Raw genomic sequence first — 14625 nt, forward strand, 5'->3', positions numbered from 1 at the left:
GTGCAGAGGATGCAATTACGTTATAGTGATTTGACAATAGAGCAATTAAAAGATGAGCTGAAACAGCTGAAGATACAGCAGCAAAAGGCTGAGCAAATGGGTAATTTCAGTGAATATCAGATATTGGAGCGCAAGCGGCAGATGGCTAAAGCGTATACGTTGAATCCGCATGACTTTAAAGCTGGTGCCACGTATGAAATCAAAGGTGATCGTTCACATGTCTTTACAATCGATTATATGAATGGTGTCTTTGCTTGGGGGTATCGCAGACAAGGCACTGAAACAGGGCAAGAGCTGGAAGCCCTGCCGATAAGTGTGTTAGGCAAAACAACTATGTAAGCACCTCGGCTCACAAGAGCCGAGGTGGCTTTTATTTGCGGTTATTCTTCGTTGATTGAGTAGCGACGATCATATCGGTTTGTGTTCGACGTGTTTCCCCGTTCACCTGATTATTCGCATGCTTCGCGGATGAGCGAGGGGATTGAATAATGGAATTAATGGTGCCGTACTTGGAAAAACGATCAAACTTGGACATGTTATCTGCCTCCTCAAGCAATTTGGGTGGCCCGCAATACTACTAGCTTGTGCGCTTTTTTTATCTTTATGTTGGGTTTATGCTGGAAAGGAAGAAAAAATGATGGAAACAAAATTTCAAGAACTTGCCGACCTGCTGAAGCAGCAAAATGAGCGGCTGACAATGGACGAGGCCCGCACTTGGGTGGAGATATTATGGGAAGATTTTGAGGCAACACGTGCGAAAGCGGGACGTAAATACGAAGGGCAAGAGATGACAGAGTCCATCGTTCGGCAGTGGATTCAGCATTATGGACAACGATTAGATGAGTTCCTGGAACGAAACCCGAAATATCACCATTTATTTATACAACGAAAGCAATAAAAAAACCTGGAGAAAAATTTCTCCAGGTTTTATAATGCGGAAGGATTATCATCTGTAAACAGCTTGCGCTGCAGCTTTTGCTCAGAGAAGATCCATCCTGTATACGAGCTCATAACTTGATGATTGTCATTAATCTGCACAACAGCCTTAAATGGATAATGCTGTGCACTATTGTGATAGCGCAAGTCAATCAGCCGCAATTCAGTAAAATCATCATACAGATTCACTTCCCAAGTAAACACAGGAGAGAAGCTGAGAAATGCGGAGATATTCTTGTCTTCTCTGGCAACTTCCATTAGCTCGTTATCCGGCAATGGTTTTCGTTCGAATTCATCGATGAGACGCAGCTGCCAATTTTCTACCTTCCCAACACAGAATCGATCAGGGGCAGTGATAGCAACACGCCAGAATCCTTGTTTCATTGTTGGAGAAGTGGCAATGATTTGAGCATCGGGTATTTCTTCCTTTACTTGTTTGATAATCCTGCGTTTATCCATGTAACGTTTCACATAATAAAGCGCAAGGATACTATAAATGACGAGGAATGTTATGCCAGGTTCGAAACCAATAAGCCATAGGACAATCCCGATTGCATGCATCGTAAAGATGAATGGATCGAATGTGTTAATAAAGCCATACGCAACCCAGCGCCGGGTAAATGGCCGGTATGCCTGTGTGCCGTATGCATTGAATACATCAACGAACACGTGCAGCACTACTGCGCCGCCAGTCCATAGCCATAGATGCAGGAAGCTGATATCTGGTATTGACATATACAAAAGAAGCGATATTGCCAATCCCCACAAAATGACGGCAGGAATGGAATGGGTTATTCCCCGGTGGTTTCGCAAATAAGAAGCGTTGTTCCGTAATTTCAGTACTGTATCAAAGTCTGGTGCCTGTGAACCAAGGATTGTGCCTGCAAGTACAGCATTGAACAAGACAGGATCTTGGTGAACAGCAGGATCGAGTGTGGCAAGCCCCCCTAGGGCTACCCCCATGACGATATGGGTACCAGTGTCCATCTGTTGAGTCCTCCTTCTGATCAAACCAAACCACCCATAATAATTATATTGTAACACGGAGTGTGAATGAATTTGGAATTAGACGATTTATATAATAAGTTTCAGCAATTTTCGATTGATTTATTTCAAGATGACTTAATTAATTGGTTTCTGCAAGAAAAACGGTCACTGCCATGGCGTGAAAATCAAGATCCGTACCGGGTTTGGGTTTCTGAAATTATGCTCCAGCAGACCAAGGTAGATACGGTTATCCCTTTTTACAACAGATTTATGGAACGTTTCCCAACCATCCAGGCATTAGCAGAAGCAGACGAGCAAGATGTTCTGAAAGCGTGGGAAGGCTTAGGTTACTATTCCCGAGCACGTAATCTTCAAAACGCTGTACGGGAAGTGGCGACAGTATATGATGGCCAAGTACCTGCTAACGCGGAGGAGCTAGGAAAGCTGAAAGGAGTGGGACCTTACACAACAGGTGCGATTCTCAGTATCGCTTACGGCATTCCGCAGCCAGCAGTTGATGGCAATGTGATGCGCGTTCTGTCCAGAATATTATTCATCACAGAAGACATTGCCAAACCAAAGACGAGAAAAATCTTTGAAGCAGCAGTAGAGAAAATGATTTCACAGGAAGACCCTTCTTCCTTCAACCAAGGACTCATGGAGCTGGGCGCCTTAATTTGTACGCCGAAAAAACCAGCCTGTATGCTATGTCCGGTTCAAGAACATTGTGCTGCTTTCAAGCAAGGGATTCAGGAAGAATTACCAATCAAATCGAAAGGCAAGAAGCAGCGAACCAAGCCTTACCTTTCTGTGATCGTGGAAAACGAAAAAGGGGAGCTGCTCATTGAGCAAAGACCCGAGGAAGGCTTGCTGGCGAGTTTGTGGCAGTTTCCAATGGCTGATGCGACAGAAGTAACGATAGAGCAGCTGGCTTATTGGTTCAAACTGGAGTACGGACTGGAGATTAAGGTAGAGGAAACATTATTGCCAGTTCGGCATGTTTTCTCGCACATTATTTGGGAAGTAATTGTGCTTCGTGCAACAACAGTCAGTGATGGAGAAGTGCCAGACAAGGGGCGGTTTGTCTCTCGTGAAGACATAGCAAATTATCCTTTTCCGGTGCCGCACCAGAAAATAATCCAGCAAATTCACATTCCAGAATAAACCAGTTACTTTTTTATATTTCTTGGATAACAACGTCACATTCGGGAGAAAGTAATGTGGCGGAGGTGATAACATTGAACAAGAAGACACAATCTGGTACTGAAGTAAACCACGTTACTCAACAAAACCAGCAGTCTCGTCAGAAAGCAGCTGGCGCTTCCAGCAGCCAGCAATTCGGAACTGAATTTGCTTCTGAAACAGACGTACAGCAGGTTCAACAGCAGAACCAGCAGTCTCGTCAGAAAGCAACTGGCGCTTCCAGCAGCCAGCAGTTCGGAACTGAATTCGCTTCTGAAACTGATGTACAGCAAGTACAGCAGCAGAACCAGCAGTCCCGTAAGTAAGGCGAATTTTGTTTGAATTGTTATTTTCGTATAGGTAAATGCAGCCCCTCAGCGCACGCTGGGGGGCTATTTTAGTCATAATAGAGTGGCGGCCAGCGTGTTTCATTTCCATTGTGTCTGAAATATCTTTATAATAAGAAGAAATGATCATACATATAGGAAAATAACCAAGGAAGGAAGATTCGCATGGCTGGCCCAGAGACAGGTACGAAAATTCAGATACAGAGCTATAAACATAATGGCCAGCTCCATCGGGTATGGGAAAGCAGCACAGTATTGAAGAGTACGGCAGAGATCTTGATCGGTGCCAATGATCGGACGATGGTAACGGAAAGTGACGGACGGACATGGATAACGCGTGAACCAGCCATTGTCTACTTCCATGCGAAGTACTGGTTCAATATTATCGGTATGCTGCGCACAGATGGCATTTATTATTATTGTAATATTAGTTCCCCGTATGCATACGATGGGGAGGCGCTGAAGTATATTGATTACGATTTGGATATTAAGATATATCCCGATATGACTTTTACGCTGCTTGATGAGGACGAGTTTAATATTCATAAGCGCCAAATGAACTATCCGCCCGAGATAGAACGGATTTTGTGGAATCAGGTGGACATCCTGATTAGCTGGATCCGGCAAGGAAAAGGTCCTTTTTCCCCAGATTTTATTGATACCTGGTATGAGCTGTTCCTAACCTACAGATAAATAACGTAAGCTACAGATCCTTGCCAGCCTCGGCAGGGATTTGTCGTTGTATACAACAGAGAGGTGATACGTATGAGCAGTACAAAACGGTATTTATATTTTGTGAAGCCGTACAAATGGAAAATCATTTTTACAATTTTAATTGGAATAGTAAAATTCGCAATACCTTTGCTGATTCCGTTAATTTTAGGATACGTTGTCGACCATATCGTGAATGCAGATTTAGCGATGGAAGAAAAAGTGCAAAGGCTCTTCTGGATTATTGGCGGATCATTGATAGTCTTCCTCGTCTTGCGTCCGCCAATTGAATATTACCGTCAATACTTAGCGCAATGGACAGGAAACCGGGTGCTTTATGATATCCGGAACAAGCTGTTTGACCATATTCAGCGCTTAAGTTTGCGCTATTATTCGCAAACAAAAACAGGGGAAATTATTTCCCGGGTCATTAATGATGTCGAACAGACGAAGAACTTCATTATGACAGGTCTGATGAACGTCTGGCTTGATTTGGCTACCATCATTATTGCAGTTGCTATTATGTTTACAATGGACGTATCGCTTACGCTTGTCGCAATTGTGCTGTTCCCGGTATATGGTGTAGCCATCAAGTACTTTTATGAGCGACTTCGGAGTTTGACACGAAAACGGTCGCAGGCATTAGCTGAAGTGCAGGGTCATTTACATGAGCGGGTGCAGGGAATACCGGTAACGAGAAGTTTTGCGCTGGAGGATTACGAACAGCACCAATTTGACACCCAAAACCGTAACTTCCTGGATAGCGCCATTCAGCATACATCTTGGAACGCGAAGACATTTGCGGTTATTAACACAATCACCGATTTAGCACCGCTAATCGTCATTGCCTATGCAGCTTATGAAGTAATTCAAGGCAATTTAACTTTAGGAACAATGGTTGCTTTTGCTGGTTTTATGGATCGTGTGTACAGTCCGCTCCGTCGGCTGGCCAACTCTTCAACCACCCTTACGCAAGCAGTCGCTTCGATGGATCGCGTATTTGAATTTATTGATGAGAAATACGATATCGAGGATAAACCAAATGCTCCAGAATTGAAGCATGTGGCTGGAGATGTAGCAATAGAAAATGTATCGTTCCAATATGGCGAGAATGAAGAGCTTGTGCTGAAAGATATCTCACTAGATGTAAAGCGAGGAGAAACAGTAGCCTTTGTCGGGATGAGCGGAGGCGGTAAGTCAACCATCGTCAGCCTGATTCCGCGCTTTTATGAAGTGACGAGCGGCAGGATTACAATCGATGGAACTGATATCCGCGATGTGCAGTCTCGTTCTTTGCGCGATAAAATCGGCATGGTGCTGCAGGATAATATTCTGTTCAGTGAATCAGTCGAAATGAATATCAAGCTTGGCAGACCCGAAGCGAGCCATGAAGAAGTGGTAGCGGCGGCTAAAGCAGCGAACGCCCATGAGTTTATCGAAAATCTTTCAGAAGGATACAACACACTCGTCGGCGAACGCGGTGTGAAACTATCCGGCGGCCAAAAGCAGCGTATCGCTATCGCCCGCATTTTCTTGAAGAACCCGCCGATTCTCATTTTGGACGAAGCCACTTCGGCGCTGGACTTGGAAAGCGAGCACTTGATTCAAGAAGCATTAGAAAAACTTGCATCGGACCGGACAACATTTATCGTTGCCCATCGATTGGCCACCATCACGCATGCAGACCGTATCGTCGTCGTGCAAAACGGCGAAATTGTCGAGCAAGGCTCGCACGTCGACTTAATGGCGCTCAAAGGGAACTATTTCAATTTGTATCAAATTCAGCATCTTGATGATCATTCTACATTAACGACAGAAAAAGGATAGATGAACAGGGAGACTTGTTTTCATCTATCTTTTTTTATAAAAGTATTGCAGAAGCATCCTTAGGCAGATCTTGAACTGACCGCAAGTAATAAAGCATAGCGGTTTCCTCTTCTTCCGCATAAGAAAAAGATAAATGTGATGCAACGTCCAATGCGAGCAGGCGGAACAAAGTACACGCTGCAAATATGCTATTCCAGAAAGCTTCTGTTTCGCCGGAAGAATATGTGGATTCGTATAACTGCCAATAGTCATTTGGCAGATAAATGTTAAAGTATTTGCCCATTTTACCGGGGGACACTTGAAAATCGTTGGTACAGCCTATTTGCCAAGCTGCCATTTCATCGAGACAAGGTCGAATTACTTGTTCGAACATCTGCTTTGCATAGGGAAGCTCTGATCGCCAAATACCTTTAGCGACGTTTTGCAAACACCACCAAAAATTGTTTGTACACGCATAATAAGCAGATTCTGTTGGTTCTTCAACATGATAGTCTCGGTCAGAAGCTGGAGGAATGGCTGGAAGAATGGAGTCTTTGTCCAAAATAGGGACGGTCAAGCTGTCTTTTGTATAGGTATGCTGCATATCAGCTATTGTCTGCAATCGAAGGTCAATTCGATTGCCGTCATGAAAAAGCATCAAATAGCCATAGGAGTTAATCTGTTCTTTACTTTCGAGATAAGCTAGTTTATCAGGTTCTTGCTTCATCAGTATTTCCCCAAAAATCTCGAGCCACTGTGAATCAGAAAGAAAGGAAGTTAATTCTGATACAACATATACGATATCATAATCTTGAAAAATGTCTTTCGGTGCAGAAGGATTCGTTTTGGATCCATTCATATACACTGCGCGAATCCTTTCATCTCGTTGAGCCACAGATTTAAACAAGCTCGTCATATCCTTTTCGTTTCTCAATTTGGAATCCTCCTCTTCTGTTATACCACTTTGTATCAGTATATAAAAAAATACACCACCCAATAAGAGTGATGTATGAATTGCTATTCCTTAGGCATGACTACCGTAGAATCTTCATTATGGTACTGCAAGTAACTGTTCAGCAGTCGTTTCAAGTGGTCAAGCTCTCGATGGTATTCCATCAATCGGGAAGAGAGCGGAAGGAAAAGCATTTTCTCTTCGTTCTCTTTGTTTTCGAATACATGGATTAACAGATCGACAAGCGCTGGGATGTCGGGATCAAGAGTTTCTCTTAAAGTACTCTCATCTTGCTGCAGCTTAATCCGTCCCATTGCACATAAAATTAGTTTCTCGTGAGACATAATGGCTTTGTCGAGCTCTTCTACAAATGTATCGCTGGAGCGTGTTGGCAGATCGTTCATCTTATCGCCTAGATTATAGACTTCTTCCAGGATTCCGTGTGATTGTTTCAAGGTCGTAATCATCTGGCGGATGACAACTAATTTACGTGCTTTCACGAGTTTTTGCTTTTTCGTGTATGTGCGTTCTTCTTGGAAGCGGGTATAGATATCGTCTATTTTACCGATCTCAGCTTCTATTCTTGCAATTTCATCCTTTAAAGCGGGCTGGTCAGACCAGCTGCGTGTCGCGACGCGCAGCCATTGCAGAATCTCTGTGCTGAATTGATCAATCTTCTGTAGTAATACCACTTCATATTTAGGTGGCAGAAATACTAAATTCACGAAGAAAGCGGAAAGAATACCTAGTGTCAATGTCGAGAAACGGAGCATAGCGAAAGGAAGAAAATCTATTCCGCTGTTATTCTCCATGACTGCCACGAGTGAAACGATTGCAATGACACTTTCCTTTATCTTCAAACTTACACAAAGTCCAATTGTTAAGATGGCCGATACACCAATAATAATCGGCTCCGTACCGAATGTGTAGAACATCGTAATAGCGACAACGAGTCCGACGATATTCCCTTTTACTTGATCCATGAGTCCGATATAAGACTGATAAACAGACTGCCGCATCGAAAAAGCAGCTCCGATAGCAGCGAATACCGGCGTCAAGTTAAGCAAAGTTGCTGCATATAAGGCAAGTGTAATTGCCACGCCAGTTTTTAACATTCTGGCACCAAGTTTCATGCTCGGATCCTCCGATCTTTCTATGAAAGACTATTCTATATGATGTTACACGAATGCTCCTAGATAATAAAGTATTAACTGCAGAATTATTTCATACCAAAAAGGCACCAGCGGAAGTGCTAATGCCTTTTAGAGTACCCTTATTTCATTTGCTCAAAGCTTGTTTTTACAGCTTTTAATGTTTGTTCGATATCTTCTTCTGTATGTGCGGTTGTAAGGAACCATGCTTCATACTTAGATGGAGCGAGGTTGATGCCTTGTTCTAGCATGAGCTGGAAGAATTGAGCGAATTTCTCACCGTCTGAATTGGAAGCTTGTGCATAGTTCGTGATCTTCTCGTCTGTAAAGTAGACAGTAAGCGCACCTTTCAAGCGGTTAACAGTAATTGTGACGCCAGCCTCAGCAGCGTGCTGTTTAATGCCAGCTTCCAGTTTCGCGCCAAGCTCTTCAAAGCGATCATATACACCTGGCTGCTGCAATACTTCCAAGCAAGCAATTCCCGCCGCCATAGATGCTGGATTTCCGGCCATTGTACCTGCCTGATAAGCGGGACCTAGCGGTGCGACTTGTTCCATGATTTCTTTTTTACCGCCATAGGCACCGATTGGCAAACCGCCGCCAATAACTTTTCCCATTGCCGTAAGATCCGGCTCAACGCCGAGCAGCTGCTGTGCACTGCCGTAAGTAAAGCGGAAGGCTGTAATAACTTCATCGTAAATAACGAGAGCACCTTTTGCATGTGCATATTCATTTACTTTTTCCAGGAATCCAGGTTCCGGCGTTACGATCCCGAAGTTGCCGACAATTGGTTCGACAAGAACACCGGCAATCTCATCGCCCCATTTTTCCAAAGCATCGTGCAACGCTTCTGTATCATTGAAAGGAACTGTAATCATATCGGCTGCTATGGATGCCGGAACACCTGCAGAGTCGGGTGTGCCTAATGTAGATGGACCGGAGCCTGCTTCCACAAGTACAGGATCGGAATGGCCGTGATAACAGCCGGCAAACTTAATCAGTTTGTTGCGCCCCGTGTAAGCACGTGCTACCCGGATTGTCGTCATAACAGACTCGGTACCAGAGTTAGTGAAACGGACTTTGTGCAAGGAAGGGATTGCTTCCTTCAGCATTTGGGCGAATTGGTTCTCCAGACGTGTCGGCGTTCCGTATAGCACACCGTTTTGGGCGGCTTTTGTAATGGCTTCTGTGATATGCGGGTGAGCATGTCCTGTAATAATTGGACCGTATGCCGCCAGATAATCAATATATTTATTGCCGTCTACATCCCAGAAATAAGCACCTTCCGCTTTTTCCATATAAACTGGTGAGCCGCCGCCAACCGCTTTAAATGAGCGGGAAGGGGAGTTAACGCCGCCAACAATATGTTCGAGCGCTTCTTTATGTAATTGTTCTGATTTTGTTTTATTCATGTAGGAAAACCTCCGTATCTTTCTCTATTCCAGTATAGCATATCGATAGAAAGCTTCGAAAAAAAGAAGCTTGCTGCACATAGTATGGACAGGCTGCTCGTAAACTGATAGTGCGGAGGGATGGACATGGTATTTGTGCTGGTAATCTTTATATTCATTGCCTTGATTGGCTGCATGTATTCTTTTTTTAAACATGAAGTAAAACCCTCTTCTATGTTTTCAATAGATTTGTTTTTATCCTTATTGTTTCTCTATATCAGTGTGATGCTTGCTTTTGGTTTAATCTATTTTATGCTGTCCATTGAGGGCATTGTTTTGGCCGAAGGCGGCGACTTGATTGACTCCTCGCTGGCAGGGTCCTTGCTGCATTCCATTTATTTCAGCGGTGTCACGCTGCTCACTGTCGGCTACGGGGATATCCTGCCTGTCGGGTTTGGCCGTTTACTCGCATTAATTGAAGCTTTAATTGGCTATTTGCTTCCTTCAGGTCTTGTGCTGAAAGTATGGCAGCATACGGTTGTACGGCAGCGGATGAAGGGTGAAGGAGAATAGTTGTGCTCCTTGTCCAAATCGGATACGCTAAGAGATATCCGTATTAAGGGAGGCCTATCCATGACAACAGAAATCGGCAAAGCAGCTCCAAGCTTTACGCTGCCAGCAACAAATGGCGATATCGTATCGCTGCAGGACTTCAAAGGCAAAAACATCGTGCTTTATTTCTACCCAAAAGACAACACACCAGGCTGTACAACAGAAGCATGCAGTTTCCGTGACAACCATGAGAAATTTACTGACCTGAATGCGATCATCATCGGTGTCAGTCCAGACCCGATTGAAAGTCATGAGAAATTCATCAATAAATTTGATCTGCCATTCCTATTGCTTGCAGACGTGGAGCACACGGTGGCAGAGGATTATGAATGCTGGAAGCTGAAAAAGAACTTCGGCAAAGAATATTACGGCATTGAGCGCTCCACTTTTATCATTGATAAAGAAGGAAACCTTCAGAAGGAATTCCGTAAAGTAAAAGTTGATGGCCATACAGAAGAAGCGCTTGCGTTTATCCGAGATAATTTACAATAAGAAATGGCGGTCCAATGTACATACGTTGGATCGCTTTTATGTTATCGGGGCTAGTCCTCCAGTGTATGGGATATTTTATGATGAAACACTCAATATAAAAGACGGAATTTTCACACTCAGTAAATTGATAATTCTCGATTCGTGACAAGTGCATATACCAGGGGCGCTCGCTGTGCATAAAGTACAGTACGAAACCTCCCCTACATGATAGTTGCTCAGACGTTTATCGTCTGAGCTTTTTTTATGAAGAGATGATGCTTTTCGTACAGAAAGGAAAAGAGGTATAGTAGAAGAAAGACAACAAACACTTTTGGAGGGGATACATATGCAAGTTCTTGTAGCGTTGAAAGTAGATCAGCAGATGAAGCAGCATTTTGAGAGTTCTTATCCAGGTGTAACATTCCATTTCAGTACAGAGAAAGAAGAAGTAGCTGAGTTAATCAAGAAAGCAGAAATACTAGTAACCGGCGGAAGAGGGGCGGATGAAGACTCCATTCGCGCAGCCGATAAGCTCAAGTGGGTTCATGTCATTTCTGCTGGAGTTGATAACCTGCCGCTTGAATTGATGAGTGAAAAAGGTATTATGCTGACGAACGCCAATGGCATTCATCGTATTCAAATGGCTGAATACGCAATTTCATCTATTCTAGCAGTAGCCCGTAAAGAGCGTGACTATCTGAAAAAGCAGGAAGAGCATGTATGGGATAAAGAGCTGAAGATTGACGAAATTACCGCAAAAAAACTCGTGGTAGTCGGGGCTGGCGCTATTGGACAGGAAGTCGCACGCCTAGGGAAGGCCTTTCGTATGCATACAATTGGAGTGAGCCGCAGCGGTTCTCCGAAAGAGCACTTTGATGAAGTGTATAAGCAGACAGAGATTGAAACAGTATTGCCGCATGCAGATTACTTAATTTCCATTCTTCCTAGTACAAAGGAAACGAAGTACTTCTATAAGAAAGAACACTTTGATCAGATGCCAAAGCACGCAGTATTCCTGAATATGGGTCGCGGAGACGCAGTAGCGACTGATGTCTTGCTTGAAGCATTGAATCAAAGCAAAATAAAAGCAGCCGTACTAGATGTGTTTGAGGAAGAGCCGCTTCCGGAGGACCATCCATTCTGGGATCATCCTCGTGTTATCCTGACACCGCATATGGCAGGTCAATCTCCTCATTATATGGAACGGGCAATGAATATCTTTGAGCAGAACTTAGGCCTCTATACCGAGGATGCAAAGGAAAAGCAATATCTAAATAAAATTGATTTGAACAGAGGATACTAATGAAAATCTACACAAAAACAGGTGATAAGGGAGATACGTCTCTTATCTATGGCGCACGTGTTCCTAAAAATCATCCCCGGGTAGAAGCATATGGCACCTTGGATGAAGCGAATGCGGCCATTGGCACTGCAGTCAGTCTGCTGACTGCAGAAAACGAATCATTTATAAAATCCTTGCAGCGCGTGCAGACATTGCTGTTTCATGCTGGTAGTGAATTGGCAACACCAGCTGATAAAGAAGTACATTGGAAGCTAACGCCGCAGCATACCGAGATGCTGGAAAAAGAAGTGGATCAGTGGGCGGCCGAACTGCCGGCATTGAAGCAATTTATTCTGCCGGGCGGCTGTCCAAGTGCTGCTGCACTGCACCAGGCAAGAACAATCGTAAGACGAGCAGAACGGTTAATCGTGTCTTTCGAAACAGAAGTACGCACCGAAGAAGTCCTTCGTTTTGTTAATCGTTTGTCGGATTATCTTTTTACAGCGGCTAGGTATGCTAATCTTCTGCATGACACAGATGAAGTACTGCTTGCACCGGATATTTGATACCCTCTGTGTTTTTTTATTGACAAGATAAGGGAGACGGCTTTACAATTTAGAAGAAGTATAATGTAATAATAGTCATCGTTTAGAAAAAATGTATTATCTACAAGTGAAAGCGAGGTGCATGACGGTGTCTGAACAGAGATTACAAGCAGCAGTGGAGCGACTAAAAGAATCTGGCGTCAGAATTACACCACAGCGTCATGCGGTGCTTGAGTTCTTGCTGAATTCCAAGATCCATCCTACCGCTGATGATATCTATCGAGCGCTGGAGGATAAGTTTCCGAATATGAGCGTGGCGACGGTTTATAATAACCTTCGCGTATTCCGTGAGAACGGTTTGGTGCGGGAATTAACATATGGAGATTCCTCCAGCCGTTTCGATTGTGATACGGAAGAACATTACCACTTGATTTGTGATCAATGTGGCAAAATCGTCGACTTCCATTACCCAAGCCTTTATGAAGTAGAGAAACTCGCTGCCCAGGTGACAAACTTTGATGTAACCCATCACCGCTTGGAACTGTATGGTACGTGCCCGGATTGTCAGCAAACAACCAAGCATTAACCTCAGCGGATTTCTTCTATAGATAGAAAAGCCTTTGTCACTTTTTTCGTGATGAAGGTTTTTCTTTTTGTTATTTTAAAAGGGAATTTGAAGAAGTATGTTGAATTATTACTAAAATATATAGAAAAGAGCAGCGGAGGGATTTGCCTTGGAGAACATTCTTCGACCAATTTATCAAGAACGTGCAAGTATGCCGAATACACTTGGAATCATATTAGTAGAGAAGACACGACCGAATAGCCCGACAACCGATAACTTTGATATGATTCTGCTTATCATTGTAAAAGATGCTAAGGAACCATGGTATACGAAGCATTACAGTTATGAAGGAATGATTGCTGCGATGCATATTGTCGAAGAGTCACTGCTTCAATACTGGATTGATACAAGTACATATAGACGTGCCGTTGAATGGATCTTCGAGGGGAAAGTCGTCTTCGATCGAAATGAATATATCGACAACTTAAAACATGAGCTGGCAAGCTTTCCTTATGAGAAGCGCAAGCTGAAAATGACAATCGAGTTTGCGAAACTGATTCGTGCTTATGCAGAAACAAAGGATCTTCATGACAGCGGACAATATTTAGATGCTTACACAAGGATGGTCAGATGTCTGCATTATTTAGCACGGCTTTCGATTATTGAAAAAGGACATCATCCGGAAGTAACAGTTTGGAATCAAGTGCGTAGAATAGATTCGGAAGTATATAAGCTTTGTGAAGAATTCATTCAAAGCAATGAAGAGACTGATCAGCGTGTACAGCTGATGCTGCTTGCTGTCAATGTGGCTATCAATGCCAGATCACACTCCGCGGCGCATCATCTACTGAACGTTATGCGTATGAAGGAAGAAGCTTGGACTTTCGGCGAACTGAAGAATAGGCCAGAAGTGGAAGCATATGCTGCTGATTTGAGTGCGCTCCTTAACTATTTAGAGGAAAAAGAGATTATTGAAGCGGTGCTGACAGAGACGAAAGGCAAAGCGATTTACCATCGGGAGTATCAAATCAAAGAATTATGATAACTAGATAAGAGGGCGGCTTTTGTTTTCTGAAAGCTGTCCTAGTGAGTAAAAACAGCTTGTATCACGTGATTTTCAGCGTGCTGCTGTGGTAAGCTGGAAAAGCTTTATTTTCGTGGTATCAATTGATTTGATGTTTTTCTTAAAAAATCTGTTGACGATGGACGAAACAGCGTGTTATATTTATATGCGTCGCCGATGAGCAACAACGGCTGACAAACAGAAATTAAGAAACATGTTGACAGTGAAAGTCAAAACATGATATGATGTTCTAGTCGCCTATTAAGCGGCAAAACAAAATTGATCTTTGAAAACTGAACAAAACAACCAATTACGAACTAAACGACATGGTCTTTTATAAGATCAACGTCAGCGCAAGAAGCAAAGCATCACACTTTCATGGAGAGTTTGATCTTGGCTCAGGACGAACGCTGGCGGCGTGCCTAATACATGCAAGTCGAGCGCAGGAAGCTAGATGACCCCTTCGGGGTGATTCTAGTGGAATGAGCGGCGGACGGGTGAGTAACACGTGGGCAACCTGCCTGTAAGACTGGGATAACTCCGGGAAACCGGGGCTAATACCGGATAGTATTTTCTTTCTCCTGATTGAAAATGGAAAGACGGTTTCGGCTGTCACTTACAGAT

17 protein-coding genes and 1 rRNA gene are annotated in these 14625 nt (G+C 43.6%); 13 read left to right on the top strand and 5 right to left on the bottom strand.

What is annotated here, in order from left to right:
- Positions 1–9: 9 nt before the first annotated feature.
- A complete protein-coding gene (locus CRO17_RS14240) occupies positions 10–339 on the top strand; it encodes a YfhH family protein (protein WP_097043149.1) in 330 nt (109 codons plus the stop codon).
- 31 nt (positions 340–370) lie between these two features.
- Here CRO17_RS14240 and CRO17_RS14245 read toward each other — a convergent pair whose 3' ends face one another.
- The gene (locus CRO17_RS14245; RefSeq protein WP_077304285.1) at positions 371–535 is read right to left on the bottom strand and encodes a YpzG family protein; all 165 of its coding nucleotides are present in this window, start codon (positions 533–535) and stop codon (positions 371–373) included.
- A gap of 102 nt (positions 536–637) precedes the next feature.
- Between CRO17_RS14245 and CRO17_RS14250 the strand changes: the two genes are divergently transcribed.
- Positions 638–898 carry a YfhJ family protein gene (locus CRO17_RS14250; protein ID WP_097043150.1) on the top strand — a complete coding sequence of 87 codons (261 nt, stop codon included), beginning with the start codon at positions 638–640 and terminating at the stop codon, positions 896–898.
- 29 nt (positions 899–927) lie between these two features.
- Here the strand turns inward: CRO17_RS14250 and CRO17_RS14255 are convergent, their stop codons facing one another.
- Complete coding sequence (locus CRO17_RS14255; protein ID WP_097043151.1) at positions 928–1923, bottom strand: metal-dependent hydrolase; 996 nt, start codon at positions 1921–1923, stop codon at positions 928–930.
- Between the two features lie 66 nt (positions 1924–1989).
- Here CRO17_RS14255 and mutY point away from each other — a divergent pair, with 66 nt between their 5' ends.
- The 4 genes from mutY to CRO17_RS14275 all read left to right on the top strand — a co-directional run bounded on the left by mutY (position 1990) and on the right by CRO17_RS14275 (position 5990).
- Positions 1990–3087, top strand: coding sequence for an A/G-specific adenine glycosylase (gene mutY / locus CRO17_RS14260; RefSeq protein WP_097043152.1), 1098 nt, complete (start codon positions 1990–1992; stop codon positions 3085–3087).
- Positions 3088–3152: 65 nt separating this feature from the next.
- Positions 3153–3431: a gamma-type small acid-soluble spore protein gene (locus CRO17_RS14265; RefSeq protein ID WP_371747626.1), complete on the top strand. Its 279-nt coding sequence runs from the start codon at positions 3153–3155 to the stop codon at positions 3429–3431.
- 186 nt (positions 3432–3617) lie between these two features.
- Positions 3618–4145 (top strand): nucleoside tri-diphosphate phosphatase, encoded by a 528-nt coding sequence (ntdP, locus tag CRO17_RS14270; protein WP_097043153.1) that lies wholly within the window; start codon positions 3618–3620, stop codon positions 4143–4145.
- 72 nt (positions 4146–4217) lie between these two features.
- Positions 4218–5990, top strand: a complete 1773-nt coding sequence (locus CRO17_RS14275; protein WP_097043154.1) for an ABC transporter ATP-binding protein — start codon at positions 4218–4220, stop codon at positions 5988–5990.
- Between the two features lie 34 nt (positions 5991–6024).
- On the opposite strand, the gene CRO17_RS14280 is transcribed toward CRO17_RS14275, so the two are convergent.
- The 3 genes from CRO17_RS14280 to CRO17_RS14290 all read right to left on the bottom strand — a co-directional run bounded on the left by CRO17_RS14280 (position 6025) and on the right by CRO17_RS14290 (position 9484).
- Complete coding sequence (locus tag CRO17_RS14280; RefSeq protein ID WP_097043155.1) at positions 6025–6903, bottom strand: aminoglycoside 6-adenylyltransferase; 879 nt, start codon at positions 6901–6903, stop codon at positions 6025–6027.
- Positions 6904–6986: 83 nt separating this feature from the next.
- Positions 6987–8054, bottom strand: coding sequence for an FUSC family protein (locus tag CRO17_RS14285; protein WP_097043156.1), 1068 nt, complete (start codon positions 8052–8054; stop codon positions 6987–6989).
- Positions 8055–8194: 140 nt separating this feature from the next.
- On the bottom strand, positions 8195–9484 hold the full coding sequence (locus CRO17_RS14290; protein WP_097043157.1) for a glutamate-1-semialdehyde 2,1-aminomutase: 1290 nt from the start codon (positions 9482–9484) through the stop codon (positions 8195–8197).
- Positions 9485–9610: 126 nt separating this feature from the next.
- Here CRO17_RS14290 and CRO17_RS14295 point away from each other — a divergent pair, with 126 nt between their 5' ends.
- The 7 genes from CRO17_RS14295 to CRO17_RS14325 all read left to right on the top strand — a co-directional run.
- Complete coding sequence (locus CRO17_RS14295) at positions 9611–10036, top strand: potassium channel family protein (RefSeq protein ID WP_245864804.1); 426 nt, start codon at positions 9611–9613, stop codon at positions 10034–10036.
- A 60-nt stretch (positions 10037–10096) separates the two neighbouring features.
- Entirely contained in the window at positions 10097–10567 is a 471-nt protein-coding gene (bcp, locus tag CRO17_RS14300) for a thioredoxin-dependent thiol peroxidase (RefSeq protein WP_097043159.1), read from the top strand.
- Between the two features lie 325 nt (positions 10568–10892).
- Complete coding sequence (locus CRO17_RS14305; protein ID WP_097043160.1) at positions 10893–11849, top strand: D-2-hydroxyacid dehydrogenase; 957 nt, start codon at positions 10893–10895, stop codon at positions 11847–11849.
- Positions 11849–12394 carry a cob(I)yrinic acid a,c-diamide adenosyltransferase gene (locus tag CRO17_RS14310; RefSeq protein WP_097043161.1) on the top strand — a complete coding sequence of 182 codons (546 nt, stop codon included), beginning with the start codon at positions 11849–11851 and terminating at the stop codon, positions 12392–12394. Before CRO17_RS14305 ends, CRO17_RS14310 begins: the two co-directional genes overlap by 1 nt.
- A 121-nt stretch (positions 12395–12515) precedes the next feature.
- The gene (gene perR / locus CRO17_RS14315) at positions 12516–12959 is read left to right on the top strand and encodes a peroxide-responsive transcriptional repressor PerR (RefSeq protein WP_038558837.1); all 444 of its coding nucleotides are present in this window, start codon (positions 12516–12518) and stop codon (positions 12957–12959) included.
- Between the two features lie 148 nt (positions 12960–13107).
- Positions 13108–13980 (top strand): nucleotidyltransferase-like protein, encoded by an 873-nt coding sequence (locus CRO17_RS14320; protein WP_097043162.1) that lies wholly within the window; start codon positions 13108–13110, stop codon positions 13978–13980.
- Between the two features lie 396 nt (positions 13981–14376).
- Positions 14377–14625: ribosomal RNA gene (locus CRO17_RS14325) — 16S ribosomal RNA — on the top strand; the annotation flags it as partial.

Origin of the sequence: Terribacillus aidingensis, assembly GCF_900215625.1 — a bacterium.
GTDB classification, from domain to species: Bacteria; Bacillota; Bacilli; order Bacillales; family Amphibacillaceae; genus Terribacillus; species Terribacillus aidingensis.